Source organism: Paenibacillus mangrovi (assembly GCF_022898935.1).
In the GTDB taxonomy this organism is placed as follows: domain Bacteria; phylum Bacillota; class Bacilli; order Paenibacillales; family Paenibacillaceae; genus Paenibacillus_AQ; species Paenibacillus_AQ mangrovi.
The window spans coordinates 35,123-49,716 of sequence record NZ_JALIRP010000012.1 but is presented as its reverse complement, the minus strand read 5'-3'; the positions used below and the strand labels follow the sequence as shown (position 1 = coordinate 49,716).

16 protein-coding genes are annotated in these 14,594 nt (G+C 45.6%); 13 read left to right on the top strand and 3 right to left on the bottom strand.

What is annotated here, in order from left to right; genetic code table 11:
• Positions 1–3: 3 nt before the first annotated feature.
• The 3 genes from MUG84_RS27690 (at position 4) to MUG84_RS22695 (ending at position 2,976) form a co-directional block, all read left to right on the top strand.
• Positions 4–108, top strand: coding sequence for a cytochrome bd oxidase small subunit CydS (locus MUG84_RS27690; protein WP_425313268.1), 105 nt, complete (start codon positions 4–6; stop codon positions 106–108).
• Positions 109–187: 79 nt separating this feature from the next.
• Complete coding sequence (locus tag MUG84_RS22700) at positions 188–1,171, top strand: MBL fold metallo-hydrolase (protein WP_244729266.1); 984 nt, start codon at positions 188–190, stop codon at positions 1,169–1,171.
• 179 nt (positions 1,172–1,350) lie between these two features.
• Positions 1,351–2,976, top strand: coding sequence for an ABC-F family ATP-binding cassette domain-containing protein (locus MUG84_RS22695; RefSeq protein WP_244729264.1), 1,626 nt, complete (start codon positions 1,351–1,353; stop codon positions 2,974–2,976).
• An 86-nt stretch (positions 2,977–3,062) separates the two neighbouring features.
• On the opposite strand, the gene MUG84_RS22690 is transcribed toward MUG84_RS22695, so the two are convergent.
• Positions 3,063–3,251, bottom strand: coding sequence for a hypothetical protein (locus tag MUG84_RS22690; protein ID WP_244729262.1), 189 nt, complete (start codon positions 3,249–3,251; stop codon positions 3,063–3,065).
• A 178-nt stretch (positions 3,252–3,429) separates the two neighbouring features.
• Between MUG84_RS22690 and MUG84_RS22685 the strand changes: the two genes are divergently transcribed.
• Complete coding sequence (locus tag MUG84_RS22685; RefSeq protein WP_342346139.1) at positions 3,430–4,344, top strand: cation diffusion facilitator family transporter; 915 nt, start codon at positions 3,430–3,432, stop codon at positions 4,342–4,344.
• 247 nt (positions 4,345–4,591) lie between these two features.
• On the opposite strand, the gene MUG84_RS22680 is transcribed toward MUG84_RS22685, so the two are convergent.
• Positions 4,592–6,358, bottom strand: a complete 1,767-nt coding sequence (locus MUG84_RS22680; RefSeq protein ID WP_244729258.1) for a glycoside hydrolase family protein — start codon at positions 6,356–6,358, stop codon at positions 4,592–4,594.
• A gap of 245 nt (positions 6,359–6,603) precedes the next feature.
• On the opposite strand from MUG84_RS22680, the gene MUG84_RS22675 reads away from it, so the two are divergent.
• From MUG84_RS22675 to MUG84_RS22635, 9 genes are all read left to right on the top strand, one after another.
• A complete protein-coding gene (locus MUG84_RS22675) occupies positions 6,604–7,608 on the top strand; it encodes a LacI family DNA-binding transcriptional regulator (protein WP_244729255.1) in 1,005 nt (334 codons plus the stop codon).
• Positions 7,609–7,772: 164 nt separating this feature from the next.
• Positions 7,773–8,633 (top strand): C40 family peptidase, encoded by an 861-nt coding sequence (locus MUG84_RS22670; protein WP_280521464.1) that lies wholly within the window; start codon positions 7,773–7,775, stop codon positions 8,631–8,633.
• A 160-nt stretch (positions 8,634–8,793) separates the two neighbouring features.
• Positions 8,794–9,447 (top strand): SGNH/GDSL hydrolase family protein, encoded by a 654-nt coding sequence (locus MUG84_RS22665; RefSeq protein WP_244729253.1) that lies wholly within the window; start codon positions 8,794–8,796, stop codon positions 9,445–9,447.
• A 90-nt stretch (positions 9,448–9,537) separates the two neighbouring features.
• Complete coding sequence (locus MUG84_RS22660; RefSeq protein ID WP_244729251.1) at positions 9,538–10,104, top strand: hypothetical protein; 567 nt, start codon at positions 9,538–9,540, stop codon at positions 10,102–10,104.
• A 104-nt stretch (positions 10,105–10,208) separates the two neighbouring features.
• A complete protein-coding gene (locus tag MUG84_RS22655) occupies positions 10,209–11,363 on the top strand; it encodes a SpoIIE family protein phosphatase (RefSeq protein WP_244729249.1) in 1,155 nt (384 codons plus the stop codon).
• 86 nt (positions 11,364–11,449) lie between these two features.
• A complete protein-coding gene (locus tag MUG84_RS22650) occupies positions 11,450–11,788 on the top strand; it encodes an STAS domain-containing protein (protein ID WP_244729247.1) in 339 nt (112 codons plus the stop codon).
• Positions 11,789–11,806: 18 nt separating this feature from the next.
• Positions 11,807–12,259, top strand: coding sequence for an anti-sigma B factor RsbW (gene rsbW, locus MUG84_RS22645; protein ID WP_244729244.1), 453 nt, complete (start codon positions 11,807–11,809; stop codon positions 12,257–12,259).
• Positions 12,256–13,026 (top strand): sigma-70 family RNA polymerase sigma factor, encoded by a 771-nt coding sequence (locus MUG84_RS22640; RefSeq protein ID WP_244729242.1) that lies wholly within the window; start codon positions 12,256–12,258, stop codon positions 13,024–13,026. The genes rsbW and MUG84_RS22640 overlap by 4 nt, the downstream gene beginning before the upstream one ends.
• A 257-nt stretch (positions 13,027–13,283) precedes the next feature.
• Positions 13,284–14,294, top strand: coding sequence for an asparaginase (locus MUG84_RS22635; protein WP_244729240.1), 1,011 nt, complete (start codon positions 13,284–13,286; stop codon positions 14,292–14,294).
• 68 nt (positions 14,295–14,362) lie between these two features.
• Here MUG84_RS22635 and MUG84_RS22630 read toward each other — a convergent pair whose 3' ends face one another.
• Positions 14,363–14,587: a DUF1128 domain-containing protein gene (locus MUG84_RS22630; RefSeq protein ID WP_244729237.1), complete on the bottom strand. Its 225-nt coding sequence runs from the start codon at positions 14,585–14,587 to the stop codon at positions 14,363–14,365.
• Positions 14,588–14,594: the final 7 nt, after the last annotated feature.

Sequence of the window (14,594 nt, the reverse complement as noted above, 5' to 3'; positions counted from 1 at the left end):
ACCTTGGAAGAATTCAATATATTTTTTTCGCCGATGGGGATTGTGTTTGCGTCGATCCTGTTTCTGGCCATTTATATCGTCAAATATAAAGATCCGAAGGATGAGTAAGTGTTGTAGCTGGTACACCGGGTCTCATTCAGGGTAAAATGAGGCTAACGGATTGTATGACCAGAAGGAGGGGGAGCTCTTGCCCAAAATTCGCTACGACAATATGGACAATGTCAATACGGACCATACAGTGAAGCAGTTCAGACAGTGGCGGAAGGAACGCAGGCAGAAGAAAAAGGATTTGTCCTATCAAGTGCCAAACATGCCTCCTGAGCTCGATTATCTGCATGCGAACCGGCTGGATACGTCCATCACATGGATCGGACATTCAACGTTTTTTATACAATATGAAGGGCTCAACATCCTGACGGACCCGGTCTGGGCCAATCGGATGGGGTTCGACCGGCGGCTCAGAGAGCCGGGGATCGCCATCAGTGACGTGCCTCCGGTGGATGTCATTCTCATCTCGCATTCCCATTATGACCATCTACATCTGGCTTCGATCCGCAGATTGTACCGCGCAGAAGCGGCGCTGATCGTGCCCGTGGGACTGAAAAAGAAGATGCTCCGCAAGGGATTTCATAACTGCCTCGAGCTCAAGTGGTGGGATCATACGGTTATTGGCAATGTGAAAATATCTTTTGTGCCTACCCAGCACTGGACGCGGCGGACGCCGTTTGACACCAACACTTCGCACTGGGGAGGGTATGTTCTTGAACCGGCGAATCCGGTACAGGTTGATGCAGAAGGGGAAGCGGAGGAGGCGCAGCTGCTGCCGCCAAACCTGTATTTTGCTGGCGACAGCGGTTATTTTACCGGTTTTAAGGACATCGGTAGCCGGTACCGCATCCATGTGGCGATGATGCCGATCGGGGCATATGAACCGGAATGGTTTATGGCCTCGCAGCATGTGAATCCGGAAGAAGCGCTGCAGGCCTTTCAGGATGTCCAGGCAGAAACGATGATCCCGATGCATTACGGAACGTTTCGGCTGGCGGATGATACGGCGCGTGAGGCGCTGGACCGGATGGAGGCGGAGCGGAAAAGGCTTGGCATCGAAGAAGAACGTCTGAAGGTGCTGAAGCACGGGGAGACGCTGCGAATTCATCCGGAGCGGCGATAGACCTGGCTAGTAATATGGAGGAAAGTTACACCGGAGTGATGACAGATCGTGTGGAACTTCCACGGAGGCATCATCTCCGGTGTTTTAGTGTGCTTCCTTATATCGCAAGAACGTCGATAAGACGTTTTTTTTGTGCTATAATGTGCTGAAGCCTAATGAGAAAGGGATGGTAATGCTTAATGATCAGTACAAGCGGCGTGACGCTCCGTTATGGAAAGCGCGCACTTTTTGAAGATGTTAATATAAAGTTTACAGCGGGCAACTGCTACGGTCTGATCGGTGCCAACGGCGCCGGTAAATCGACCTTCCTCAAAATTCTGTCCGGAGAAATTGAAGCCAACACTGGCGAAGTTCATATGACACCGGGCGAACGGATGGCCGTCCTGAAGCAGAACCATTTTGAATATGACGAATATCCGGTTCTCGAAACCGTTATTATGGGACACAGCCGTCTATATGACATCATGAAAGAGAAGGATGCTTTGTATGCCAAAGCGGATTTCTCCGAGGAAGACGGTCTTCGCGCAGGCGAGCTTGAAGGTGAATTCGCTGAGCTCAACGGCTGGGACGCAGAACCCGATGCGGCTGCACTCTTGATCGGTCTCGGTATTTCGCGCGAGCTGCATGACAAGAAGATGGTAGAGCTGAGCGGCAATGAGAAGGTCCGCGTACTCCTGGCTCAGGCTTTGTTCGGCCGTCCGAACAACCTGCTGCTTGACGAACCTACCAACCACTTGGACCTTGAATCGATTCAGTGGCTCGAGAACTTCTTGATGGATTATGAAGGCACCGTTATCGTCGTATCCCACGATCGTCACTTCCTGAACAAGGTATGTACGCATATCGCGGATATCGATTTTGGCAAAATTCAAATGTATGTCGGCAACTACGACTTCTGGTACGAATCTAGTAAGCTGGCTCTTGAACTTCAGCGTGATGCCAACAAGAAGAAGGAAGAGAAAATCAAGGAGCTGCAGGCATTTATCCAGCGCTTCTCGGCGAACGCTTCCAAATCGAAACAGGCAACATCCCGTAAGAAACAGCTCGATAAAATTACACTGGACGATCTTCGTCCTTCGAACCGGAAATATCCGTTCCTGCACTTCAAACCGGAGCGTGAAGCGGGCAAGCAGCTGCTGACCGTTGACCGTCTCACCAAGTCGCTTGAAGGCGAGAAGGTTCTGGATGAATTGAGCTTCATCGTCAACAAGGGCGATAAGATTGCTCTGGTTGGTCCTAACGGCCTGCCGAAATCAACTCTGTTTGAAGTATTGATGGGACGCACGGAAGCGGAAAACGGTGAATTTTCTTGGGGCGTAACCACGACTCAAGCGTATTTCCCGAAAGACAACTCCGAATATTTTGACGGGGTGGATCTGAACCTGGTCGAGTGGCTGCGCCAGTATTCCAAGGATCAGGACGAAACGTTCCTGCGTGGATTCCTGGGCCGGATGCTCTTCTCCGGGGAAGAAGCCCTGAAGAAAGCCAGCGTTCTCTCCGGGGGAGAGAAAGTGCGCTGCATGCTCGCCAAAATGATGCTGAACGGCGCCAACGTGCTGCTGCTTGACGAGCCAACCAACCACTTGGATCTGGAATCGATCACGGCACTGAATAACGGACTTATCGATTTCGATGGAACGATTCTGTTTACATCGCATGACCATCAGTTCATTCAAACGATCGCCAACCGGATTATCGAGATTACGCCGACAGGCATGATCGATAAATCCATGACCTATGACGAGTATCTTGAGAGTGACGAGGTCAAGGCGCTGCGCGAGAAAATGTATCCGGACGGCCTATAAGCCGATCGTTAACGTAACCATTGAAAAAGCTGCTTTCCCGGGTGAGGGGAAGCAGCTTTTTTGTTGGCTTTGGAAGCAGGGTTCTATTATGAACCTCCGGTACGGCGGCGCTGATTATTCGGCTTTTTGTTGTTCTGGCTTTTCATCGCTTGTGGGGAATTCCCCTGAAACGCGCCGGGTTTAGAGGAATTGTTCTGCTGCTTCTTCTGCTCAAGCTTGGCCCGGATGGCATCAGCGAGATTGACCTTTTTTGATTCTTCTTTATTTTCGGACATGGGCGGACCCTCCCTTTAGGTTGTGTAATTATTCTATCTGTTTTTGCGGCTCCTCACAAGAGATGTATGGGATAAAACCTCTTTGCCTGTGGCAACTATGTTTCTCTAGACCCACACGGGTGGCATTTGTTAGGATAGGTAAGTGCTTTTTGGAACCCTGGGAAAAGGTGGCTTTGCGATTGTGGATATTTATGATGACATACGAAAAGGGGAGCGGGGAGCCTGGGTCAGCATTACGGCCTATCTAATCCTCTCTGTTTTTAAGCTGATCAGCGGTTATGTGTTCGCGTCGAGTGCACTGCTTGCTGACGGCTTTAATAACGTGACAGATATTGTGGCGTCGCTGGCAGTTCTGATCGGACTGCGGATATCTCAGAAACCGCCAGATTCCGACCATGCGTACGGTCATTTCCGTGCGGAGACGGTTGCAGCATTGATCGCTTCATTCATTATGGCGATGGTCGGTATTCAGGTCTTGGTAGATGCGGTCCGGTCCTTGTTTGCAGGTAAAGAGGTTGAACCGAATCTTTGGGCTGCCGGGGTAGCCGTGGTATGTGCCATCTGCATGTACAGTGTGTACCGGTATAATAAAAGACTAGCGAAACAGATCAACAACCAGGCGCTCATGGCTGCGGCCAAAGACAACTTTTCAGACGCCCTGGTCAGTATCGGAGCGGCGGTCGGCATTGTCGGCGCACAGTTTGGACTTCCATGGCTTGATGTGGCTGCAGCCTTCGTAGTCGGCCTTCTGATATGCAAAACAGCATGGGATATCTTCAGAGATTCAACCTATCGTCTGACGGACGGGTTCGATCAGGCGGACCTTAAGGACTTGCGCAGTGCCATCAGCCGCACTCCAGGCGTGGAAGGCATCAAGGATGTCAAAGCAAGGGTTCACGGCAATCATGTCCTGGTCGATGTGGTCATTGAGGTTGATCCTCACTTAAGTATTATCGAAGGGCACCAGATCAGCGACGAAATTGAAGAACGTCTTACAGATATTCATAACATTATGAACGTTCATGTCCACGTGGAGCCCAAGGATCTGGATATTTTGGAGCCGGGGAGACATGATCATGTGGTGAAGAAATAGGGGGAGGGGCAGCACAGGGCATGCATCGAGAAAAGGAAAGGTATTCCCGCCATACCCGTTGAAGAGAGCCCACGGCAGTACCAGGTGGTGTGTATTCATTGTGAATTAAAGCGTAAATGTTTAATGAAAAAAAACCTTGTCCGAATAAGGACAAGGTTTTTTTTGGAACTAGGTAAATATGCCACATTGGTGATTTCGATAACGATTGATGTAGTAGAATACAGTATGTTGAATTAATCCTTTTTTGTTAAAACTTTAATTTATTTTTCCCTTTAACTAAATTTCGCTCTAGTTTGAAGGTTTCATCATTTTCCTTGACGAAAGTAGCGTATTCCTCCACAGGTTGAAGCACTACATTATCTACCAATAACGCTTCACTGCTGTTGGATTTTAGTGTAAGTGTAACCTTGTGTTTTCCAGTAGTAAGTTGGATTGGATCACTTAATTTTACAAGTGATAAATAATCAGTATCTGGAGAGTCGGATACTAGGGTTGAACTGATCAGACGACCATCCACTCGAACTTCCAAATTTATTGCCTCATCGGAATTTTTTCGCTCTAGAGCTGCGTTAACTAGGTATTCACCTGGTTTCTTCGTTTCAACCTCTAATTGGATACTGTCATTTTTGGATAATTTTACTACTTTTCCGCTGTATAGAGCGTCACCTGTCCATGCGCTGGCAGGAGTTATGATTTCAGGATTTCCTTCTAGAGTAGTGAAATTTTCAGCTTCATAAACTGACGTCGTATGCCTGTCTGTTGTTTTTACTTGAAGCAGACTCTTCGCTTGTGGAATCAATTGAATGGCCTGAATAGCAAGTAAGGATTCAATTGTCGATTCTGCACCGGAGTTCATGTTCACTTTTCCAGTCTGGCCGTTAAGACCATCGTAGCCTCTACCGGTGTTGGAATCATACATCACAAATTTTGCATCATTGTTTCCCGTAAACCAGGAGGCAGTGATACCTGCGTACTGAGCATATTTTTTCTGATGAGTCGCTTTATACAATTCTGCATACGCCTGTGTAAGCATACTTACTCCATAAGCAATTTGTTCATCGTTAGAAGCGGTTGGTGCCATTTCTTTAATCATTCCTGTCACAAGGAGGTGGCTGAACCATTCGTCCGCTTCTTTTTTTGCTGAATCGATCCATTCTTTTTTCTTCAATACGGCACCGGCTTTGGCAAGAGCGAAAGCTTGTCCGCTGCCCCAGGCATGCCAGAGAGTAGGAGAGCCTTCCCAATCTAAATGAGCGCCAAAAGGATACTGATCGTATGTACCGAATTGATATTCTTCGAGTCCGCGTCCGACTTTAAGCATAGAATCCTTGATTACTGGAAGGGGCTTTGCTTGGTAAAATTCCGCTAAACCTAGTAGACTATTAGACATCGCATCAAAGCCACTGATCCAGGAAGGTATTTTGTAGCCATGGACCTCATGGTATTGACCATAACTCTTGTTCACTTTTCGCTGTAGGGCATCATTTGCTAATAAAAAGCTTTTCTCCAATTCTTTGGCATAGGTCTGGTCTACTTTCGAGAAAACTCTATATCCATGTCCGAGAGCCCACATGCCTCGAGCAGCCCACCAGTCAAAAGACTTTTTGCTAGTTGAGCCATCGGTATTAATTGAAAAATCATGATTGATAAAGTTATAGAATTCACCGTCTTCAGCTTGCATATACATCACAAAGTTTAATGCTTTTTTTGCCTTGTCCAAGGATTCCTTATTGCCTGTTTGTTCATAATGATTTAAATAAACAATGGCTGCCCGGGCTACATCATCAACGCAGGCAATGCCTTCTCCTGAAGCATCCACCCAATTATATTCAGGGTATTCCGAATAAATATGGGTAATTAGCATATCCTTTCCGTCAATAGTGACTTCTTCGTTCAAAAAATCAAGGTGATCAAGATTGATCTTGACCTCTTCTGTTGGGGAGGCTTTAGCTCCTGTAGGAACAGACAAACTAAAAGCAAGTAGTACAATAAGAATCTTTTGAAATACTTTCAAACTAATCCCCCTCGTAAATAGTAATTGTTTGTAAGCGGTTACGATATGGATTATTTTATCAACTGTCATGTGATTTTTCAATTTACTTTATTGATTTGTCAATTAAATGATTCAAAAGTACCAATCGAATTTTTTATATGAATCCCTATGTATTATATAGGGTTGTGTAAGAAAGACTCCAACTTGACAATCACTTGACAAAATAAGTACCATATAAAAAAGCACTACTGAATGGGAGGGTTACGATGAGAAAACCCACGATGCAACGGATTGCTGATCAGCTTGGAATCTCGAAAAACTCTGTGTCGCTGGCGTTAACGGGACGGGCTGGTGTAAGTAAAGAATTGCGGGAGAAGGTGTTAGAAGCAGCGCTTGAAATTGGCTATCCTATTGAAAAGCTTAAAACTAAAACCTCTATGAAGTCTGCTCACATGATAGGATTAATTGCAAGAGAGGAAATATTTGCTGAGAACACCTTTTTTGGTGTTATTAATTTACATATTGAAAAGGAAATCAAAAGTAGGGAAGGACATTTATTGCTCCATGCGGTGGAAAAGGAAAGTGAGGAAAAATTGAAATTGCCTTCCTTTCTAACAGAAAAAAAGGTAGATGGATTGCTGGTATTATCTCATCTTCGCAAGGAGTTCATACAAGCTATTATTCAATCAGGGATTCCGGTCGTATTGGTCGATCATCATGACCCTAATCTGAATGTAGACTTTGTGTTAACAGATAACAGAAAGGGAGCTTATTTAGCTACTATACATTTAATAAGAAAAGGAGCTAGATCAGTTGGGTTTATCGGAGAAATATCAAAGTCTCCTAGTTATCGTGAAAGGTTTGAAGGCTTCCTTGATGCAATGCAGGAGGAGGGACTTTCGATTGAGGATCAGTGGGTAAACCATCATATAAATGAGCAGGAGTCTCTGTTGTATTCCTATCTCAAATCATTACCCTCATTACCGGATGCATGGTTTTGCGCAAATGACCACTTTGGTTTTTTGATAACTCGAAACTTAAATAAACTTGGGATTAGAGTACCAGAAGATTGTTCTGTCTGTGGGTTTGATGATTCCATTTTTGCCACGCTTTCTATGCCGAAGCTTACGACGATTGCAATAAACAAAGAGAATTTTGCGATTCGATCGGTTGTACAGCTCTATCGTCGAATGGAAAATCTGGAGATGCCATTTGAAAAAACAATACTTAATGTTGAATTGATAGAAAGAGAAACGATTTTTTCCCCATAATGTTCCTTGGTATCCTAATAACAGGGGGATTCAAGACCTTAGTCCTATGTGGTGCTAAAATTTGGAGTCGTTTTTTGTGAGAATAGGAGCATGTGGCTTATCCTGCCTTCTGACTATAATGGGGACAGAAACACTCACTATCAGTCATCACAAGGAGGAACTACATGATTAACATCAAGAAAAGCTTGCTTGGATGCCTGCTCGTATCCGCTGCGGTTTCCACTGCTATTATACTTCCTGCAGGTTCCAAAGCTGAAGCTGCTTCAGCGATTACACAAAAGAGTGTAACTTCCCAAACCGGTGTGATCCAGGCCAGTGTCAATTTAAGGGACAAGCCGTCTATGTCGAGTCAGGTTATAGGATATTTGAAAACTGGAGATAAAGTCACGATCCTTGAAAAAAGTACACCTTATTTCTATAAAGTAAAAACGTCAACAGGCAAAGTGGGCTACACCAGTACCTCGGATCAATACATATCCGTGACATCCGGATCGGGAAGCGGTTCGGGTTCGGCCACCAAACCGGATAACGGTTCAGGTTCCAATAACGGATCCTCGGTAACACCGCCAGCCAGCTCCAATGTCAATGAGACCATTGAAAAGGTGATTCAGACAGGCATGAAATATTTGGGCACGCCATACGAATATGGTTCGGACCGGAATACGACCAAGACGTTTGATTGCTCGGATTTCACCCGCCAGATATATAAAGAAGGGGCCAATATCACCCTACCTATGGATTCCCGCTCGCAAGGAACTTGGGTCAAGGAACACAGTGGTGCGGTTTATGATATCAACAAACTTAAGCGCGGGGACCTTGTGTTCTTTATGAGCTATAAAGGCTCCGACGCTTCGGCATATAAAGGGGTGAACCCGGATAAAGAGCGGATTACCCATGTAGCCGTATACCTTGGGGACGGAAAATTGCTTCATACCTACTCCGAGAAATCGGGCGGCGTTACGGTTACTGATTTCAGCAATTCTTGGAAGAATCGCTTTCTATATGGCGGAAGCGTAATTAAATAGCCAGCAAAAAAGGGATTGGAGATGAGCTCCGATCCCTTTTTTTTGTACCCGATCCGCTATTCGTCCAAAATTTTAAGGACCTATCAAAATTCGTCGTAAAATCAAGTATAATGAGAAGTAAATTTTCCCATAATACTAACTTGAAAGTTGAGTGATTCAGATGATTTCAAAAGATCATGCGGTAATTTTGTTTCAAGGGGATTCAGTTACGGATGGCTACCGGGACAGAGGACTTCATCAACAACATTATATCGGACAAAGTTATGTGTATCCCATTTCTTCCAGACTGGCAAGCGACCATGCGGAGAAGAGCCCTCTGTTTATTAACCGTGGAATCAGCGGAAACCGGGTATCTGATCTCTATGCCCGTTGGAATGAGGATGCATTCAGCTTGAATCCGGATGTAATCAGCATTCTGATTGGCGTCAATGATGCCTGGAGAACGATGTCTGGCGAACCGAGCGGTGTAACGGACCGTTTTGAAAGAGTCTACAGACAATTGCTGGAGGAGACCAAGGAAGTCCTGCCGGATACCCGTTTGATTCTGTGCGAGCCGTTCGTGCTTAAAGGCTCCGCAACGGAGGAGAAATGGGAAGAATGGCAGAAGTTGATGAAGACATACCAGGGGATTGTTCGCAAGCTAGCGGAAGAGTTCAGCGCGATTTTTGTACCGCTTCAGGATGCGTTTGATACAGCAGCGCAAAGAGCGGAGCCTACATACTGGTTGTATGATGGTGTGCATCCGTCTGTCGCCGGTCATAATGTCATAGCAAGACGCTGGCTAGATGTTGTCTTAGAACATGGCCTGGTTTAATTTTCGTGCCATTCGTTATTCGCAGCCGAATTCAGTATAATAGGAGAATATAAGGTGAAGGGCTCACCTGAGGTAGAGAGGTGGCTAAATATGAAAAAACTGTTTCGGATTGTGATCACATTGATGTTGCTTGTCGTCATAGGATGCGGGATCGCGATCTGGTATGTTTCTCCTGATAAAAATCTGGATATGAATTACAACGAGATCGATGTGAAGGCCAAGGTGCTGCAGATGGTGAAGTCCGGCAAACCGGAAATTACACTGAGCGGCAGCGAATTAAACGAGCTTGCGAAAAAGGAACTTCAGAAGCATATCGGAGATATTCCGCAGCAGATTACTGTCACCGGTTCGGAGTTCCATTTTAACGGCCAGGAGGTTACAGCGGATATCAACGGCAGATGGAGAGACTTGATTCCATTTGGTGCGGAGCTGAAATTTAATGTGGAAGCAAACGGCAGTACGCTGGAGCTGCATCATGAGTCTACAGGGATCAAATCCATCCATATACCTGCAAAGTGGATTAGTCTTGGAACCATTACCGTTTCGCTGAAGGAGCATTTGCCTGACGTGTTGACGGTAGATCATATTGAATTTTTGCAGGACGGAGTCAAGGTCGCCTTCAAGATGGATTGGCAATCCCTACCGTCCATCTTCTGAAGTAGGACCTGAGTCAGAACAATAAACCAAGCGCTTAAGGTGCTTGGTTTTTTTGTTATTATAGAAAGAGATTTCATAAAACTTAGAATTGATAGGAGAGTGTTATGAAAATATTAATCGTTGATGATAATCCAACCAATGTCATTATTATGCGGGAAATTCTGAAAAAGGAAAATTACCGCGATATAGATACGGCCTCTTCTGCAAGAGGAATGTTTGAGGTGCTTGGTATCGAAGGTTATGCAAGCGAGACGAAGCCGAGAAAGCATGTCAACATTGATTTGATTCTGCTTGATATGATGATGCCAGAAATGGACGGGATCGAAGCTTGCCGTTTGATCCAGCGTTATGAGCACCTTAGGAACATTCCTATTATTATGGTTACATCGGTTGGTGATTCCAAGAAGCTGGCTGAGGCGCTGGATGCCGGCGCGGTGGATTATGTTATGAAGCCGATCAATAAAGCGGAGATGATGGTCAGAATCCGTCTGGCACTGAGGCTGAAGCAGGAAAATGACTGGCATAAAGAGCGTGATCAGCGGATTCAGGACGAGCTTAAGCTGGCTGCGCTTGTTCAGAATGCCGTACTCAGCCCGGCTATTGAGGATGGGAAATTTGAAGTGCATGCCATCTATCAGCCCTCCGCTGAGCTTGCTGGGGATTTATATGCCTGGTATCCGCTTGGGGGCGGAAGATACGGTGTCATTTTGCTGGATATGATGGGACACGGAATCTCATCCGCTCTACTTACGATGTTTTTAGCCTCGGTGTTGAAAGATACTGTCACAACCTATGTGGACCCTGAGAAAGTCATTCAGGAATTGAATCGCAGATTTAATCAACTGTACATCGAGAACCAGCTTGTTCAGTATTATTTTACGGCCATCTATTTGGTCGTAGATACCGTGGTGAAGCGTATTGACTACGTGAACGCGGGACATCCACCGGCTCTATTTTTTCAAAATAACGGAAAAGTTTTAATGCTTGATAAGGCCTGCTGTCCGGTAGGTCTATTTGACAAAATGGACATTGAACCCCAAACGCTTTATTACGAAGGGGAGGGGCATATTGCACTGTATACGGATGGTCTGCTTGAAATGGTTCAGGAAGATTATGAGGTTCGAGTCGATTTTCTGATCAGTCAGTTAAAAGATTCCCATTGGGATGAAGATAAAATGTTCAAAGCTTTTTTTGAGGATCATGGCAAGCAGAAACGCGAAGACGACAAATGCCTGGTGTGGATTTCGTTGGTATTATGATTCAACCATATGGTTTTAGGGTTATTTAATAAAAGAAAACAATGATATAAAATGAACTAAAGTTTATTTATCGGGAGAGATAGTCTATGAATACAAATAAACATGAAAAATTCAATGCAACGACGCAGCGAAATGAAGGGTCTTGTACCGTTTTTTTAAGTGGAGAACTGGATTTATCGGTTGCTCCCGATTTTAGGCTAGTCATGGAACCACTCGTAGGGAATTCTGAACTTGACTTGATAATCAACATGAAGGATTTGAAATATATCGATAGCACCGGGATCGGGATCCTGTTATCTATTTTGAAAGCCAGACACGGGGTGAAAGCCCGCTTTGTTGTGGAAGAGGTTCCTACTCAAATTCAGAAGCTGTTCGACATGACGGGTATTGCCAAGTTTTTCGCCCCTAATGAGAATTCCCAATAGGAAAGGAAAGAAGAAAGAATGAATGCCGAAGTTCAAAGAGTCGTTATTACTCTACCAGCCCTAGCTGATTATGTGGATATTGTCAGACTGAATTTGTATGGAATTGCCTCGAAAATGGGTTTTTCCTATGAAGATATTGAGGATATGAAGGTAGCCGTATCAGAAGCATGCAACAACTCGGTGTTATATGCTTATAACGAGCAGGACGGAATGGTTGAAGTTGTTTTCGAAGTACACCGTGATTTATTGTCTATTACGGTTCGGGACGAAGGGGAAGGCTTTGAACGTGTGGCTTCAAGCACCAGCCGGATGACACTTCATGATAAGGAGCTGCATGATGTGGGAATAGGCGGACTTGGATTCTACCTGATGGAAGCGCTCATGGATGAGGTTAGCATTGAAAATGAAACGGGGCGTGGAACCAAAGTCGTGATGACAAAGCGCCTCATGAGAACTGAGGCAAAGGTATGAACGATAACGTGACTCCCCCTGAGTCCATGAGCGAGGATGTCAGACTGATCTGGGAATACCAGCAGACCAAGGACAACGAAATCGCTACCGTTCTAATCGAAAAATATGAGCCTTTGGTGAAAATGGCTGCTACTAAACTTGCCCGCAACCGCCCGGATTTGTACGAGGATTTGTATCAAGTCGGCCAAATGGCGCTAATTCGTCTGTTACAGCAATATGACATCAGCTTGGGAATTCCGTTTGAGCCCTACGCGATGAAAAGCATGATCGGCCATATGAAAAATTTTCTCCGTGATAAATCCTGGTACATCCAGGTTCCGCGGCGGATTAAGGAGAAAGGAGCGCTCGTTCAGCAAGCCATCGATGAATTGACAGTCAAGCTGGAACGTTCTCCAAATGTGAACGAGATTGCCGAATTTCTTGATCTGTCCGTCGAAGAAACGGTAGAAGTGCTTTCAGGACGCGAATGCTACCACTACGTTTCTCTGGATTCTCCTCTCTCCCAGGAAGAGACAGGAGCTACGCTTGGTGAACTGATCTGCTCCGAGGTCAATGATTATGACTCTCTGGAGAAAAGAATGGATTTACAACAGGCGCTGGGCCAATTGAAAGAGCAGGAGCAAAAAGTGCTTCTGCTTGCTTTTCAGGATGGTGAATCGCAGCGCTCCATTGCTGAGAAGCTGGGCGTTTCGCAGATGAGTGTATCGAGGATTCAGAAGAGAGCTACCGAAAAGCTGAAACACATTATGTCTAACTCATCCATATGACGGACAAGCTATTTGATTGTTTCGTGCTCATGACCGAAAGTTCGTAAGGACACGCCATTTTCTCATTCGAGAAATATGCTGCGTGTCCTTTTATGATGGACAGAAATTGTCGCGGGTATATGGACTTTACAAAATGGAAGTATGTACATCTCCCTCCAAAGGAATTCACTTATTCTTCGATTCAGCGGCCTTTATACTCTTCAAAATAAGTTGTATGATGGATAAGCGCAGGTAAGGCTCAAAGGAGAGATGGGTTAATGGAATCAGTACTAGTCAAGGAATATCGTGCGGGCATTATGGAGTGCGCGCATCATGGACATATAAGCATCGTCAACGATCAGGGAGAAGTCACGGGATCTGCAGGTGATCCCCATTTTGTCACGTTTACCCGCTCGGCTGCGAAGCCTCTCCAGGCGATTTGTGCGATCCGTGGAGGCATTGTATCCCATTACGGACTCAGCGAAAAAGAGATTGCGATTATGACAGCTTCGCATATGGCAGAGCAGGAACATGTGGAAGTGCTTGAGAGCATTATGAAAAAAACGGGGCTGTCGGAAGCAGAGCTGGTATGTGCACCGAGTTATCCTCTGAATGAGGAGAGCAAGGAGGATGTTTTGCGTCATGACGGCAGCAAGCGGCGTTTATACCATAATTGTTCCGGTAAACATTTAGGTGTGCTGGCTTACTGTAAAATGAAAGGTTATCCTCTGGAAGGATATGCGGAGCCGGGGCACCCGGTACAAAAGGAAATCATTGAGACGGTATCATTGATGTGTGGCATAAAAGCAGAGCAGATCGATCTGGGTACCGATGGCTGCGGTTTTCCTGTCTTTGCTTTGCCGCTGTCAGCGATGGCTGCAGCATATGTGAAGCTGGCCTGTCCGGATCTTATTAACGATGAAGCGGTCAGAGAAGCCGTACAGATCATCACTCGGGCGATGAACCGTTACCCTGAGATGGTCGGAGGTAGCGGCCGCATTGATTCTCTTATTTTGCAGGACACCAATATTGTTGCTAAGGGCGGATTCAAAGGAGTATATTGCTTTGGTCTCAAACAGGAACGCCTCGGCATCGCTTTTAAGGTATTGGACGGATCGGAGGAAGAATGGGGCTGGATTGTAGAGTCCATTTTGGAACAAATCGGCTACAGCAACCAAACACTCATCCAGCAACTCAAAGAATCCTTTTCGCATGACATATTAAATGATGCCGGTAAAAAAGTCGGCCACGCCGACACCGTGTTCCAACTGCAAACCGTGCAGCCCTGAAACATTACGAAATGGGTTTTGTTCATATAAGTAAAAATCCCTTCTGGTGATCAGAAGGGATTTTTGTGTTATTTGCTGCGCAAACGGCCGAGCTCCGAAACCAGGGCTTCCACTTCGGAAATGCTGAGGTTCGATTTGTTCATTACAAGCTCATAAACATCGCGGATGTCCTCGTATTGATCCACCGAGAAGGCGGAGGAATTCATAGCGGCACCGCTGGCCATTCTCAGTTTGGTTTTGATCTGTTCAATCATGTATTCAATATTTTCAGCGGTTTTTTGAGATAAATCCATGGAGGCG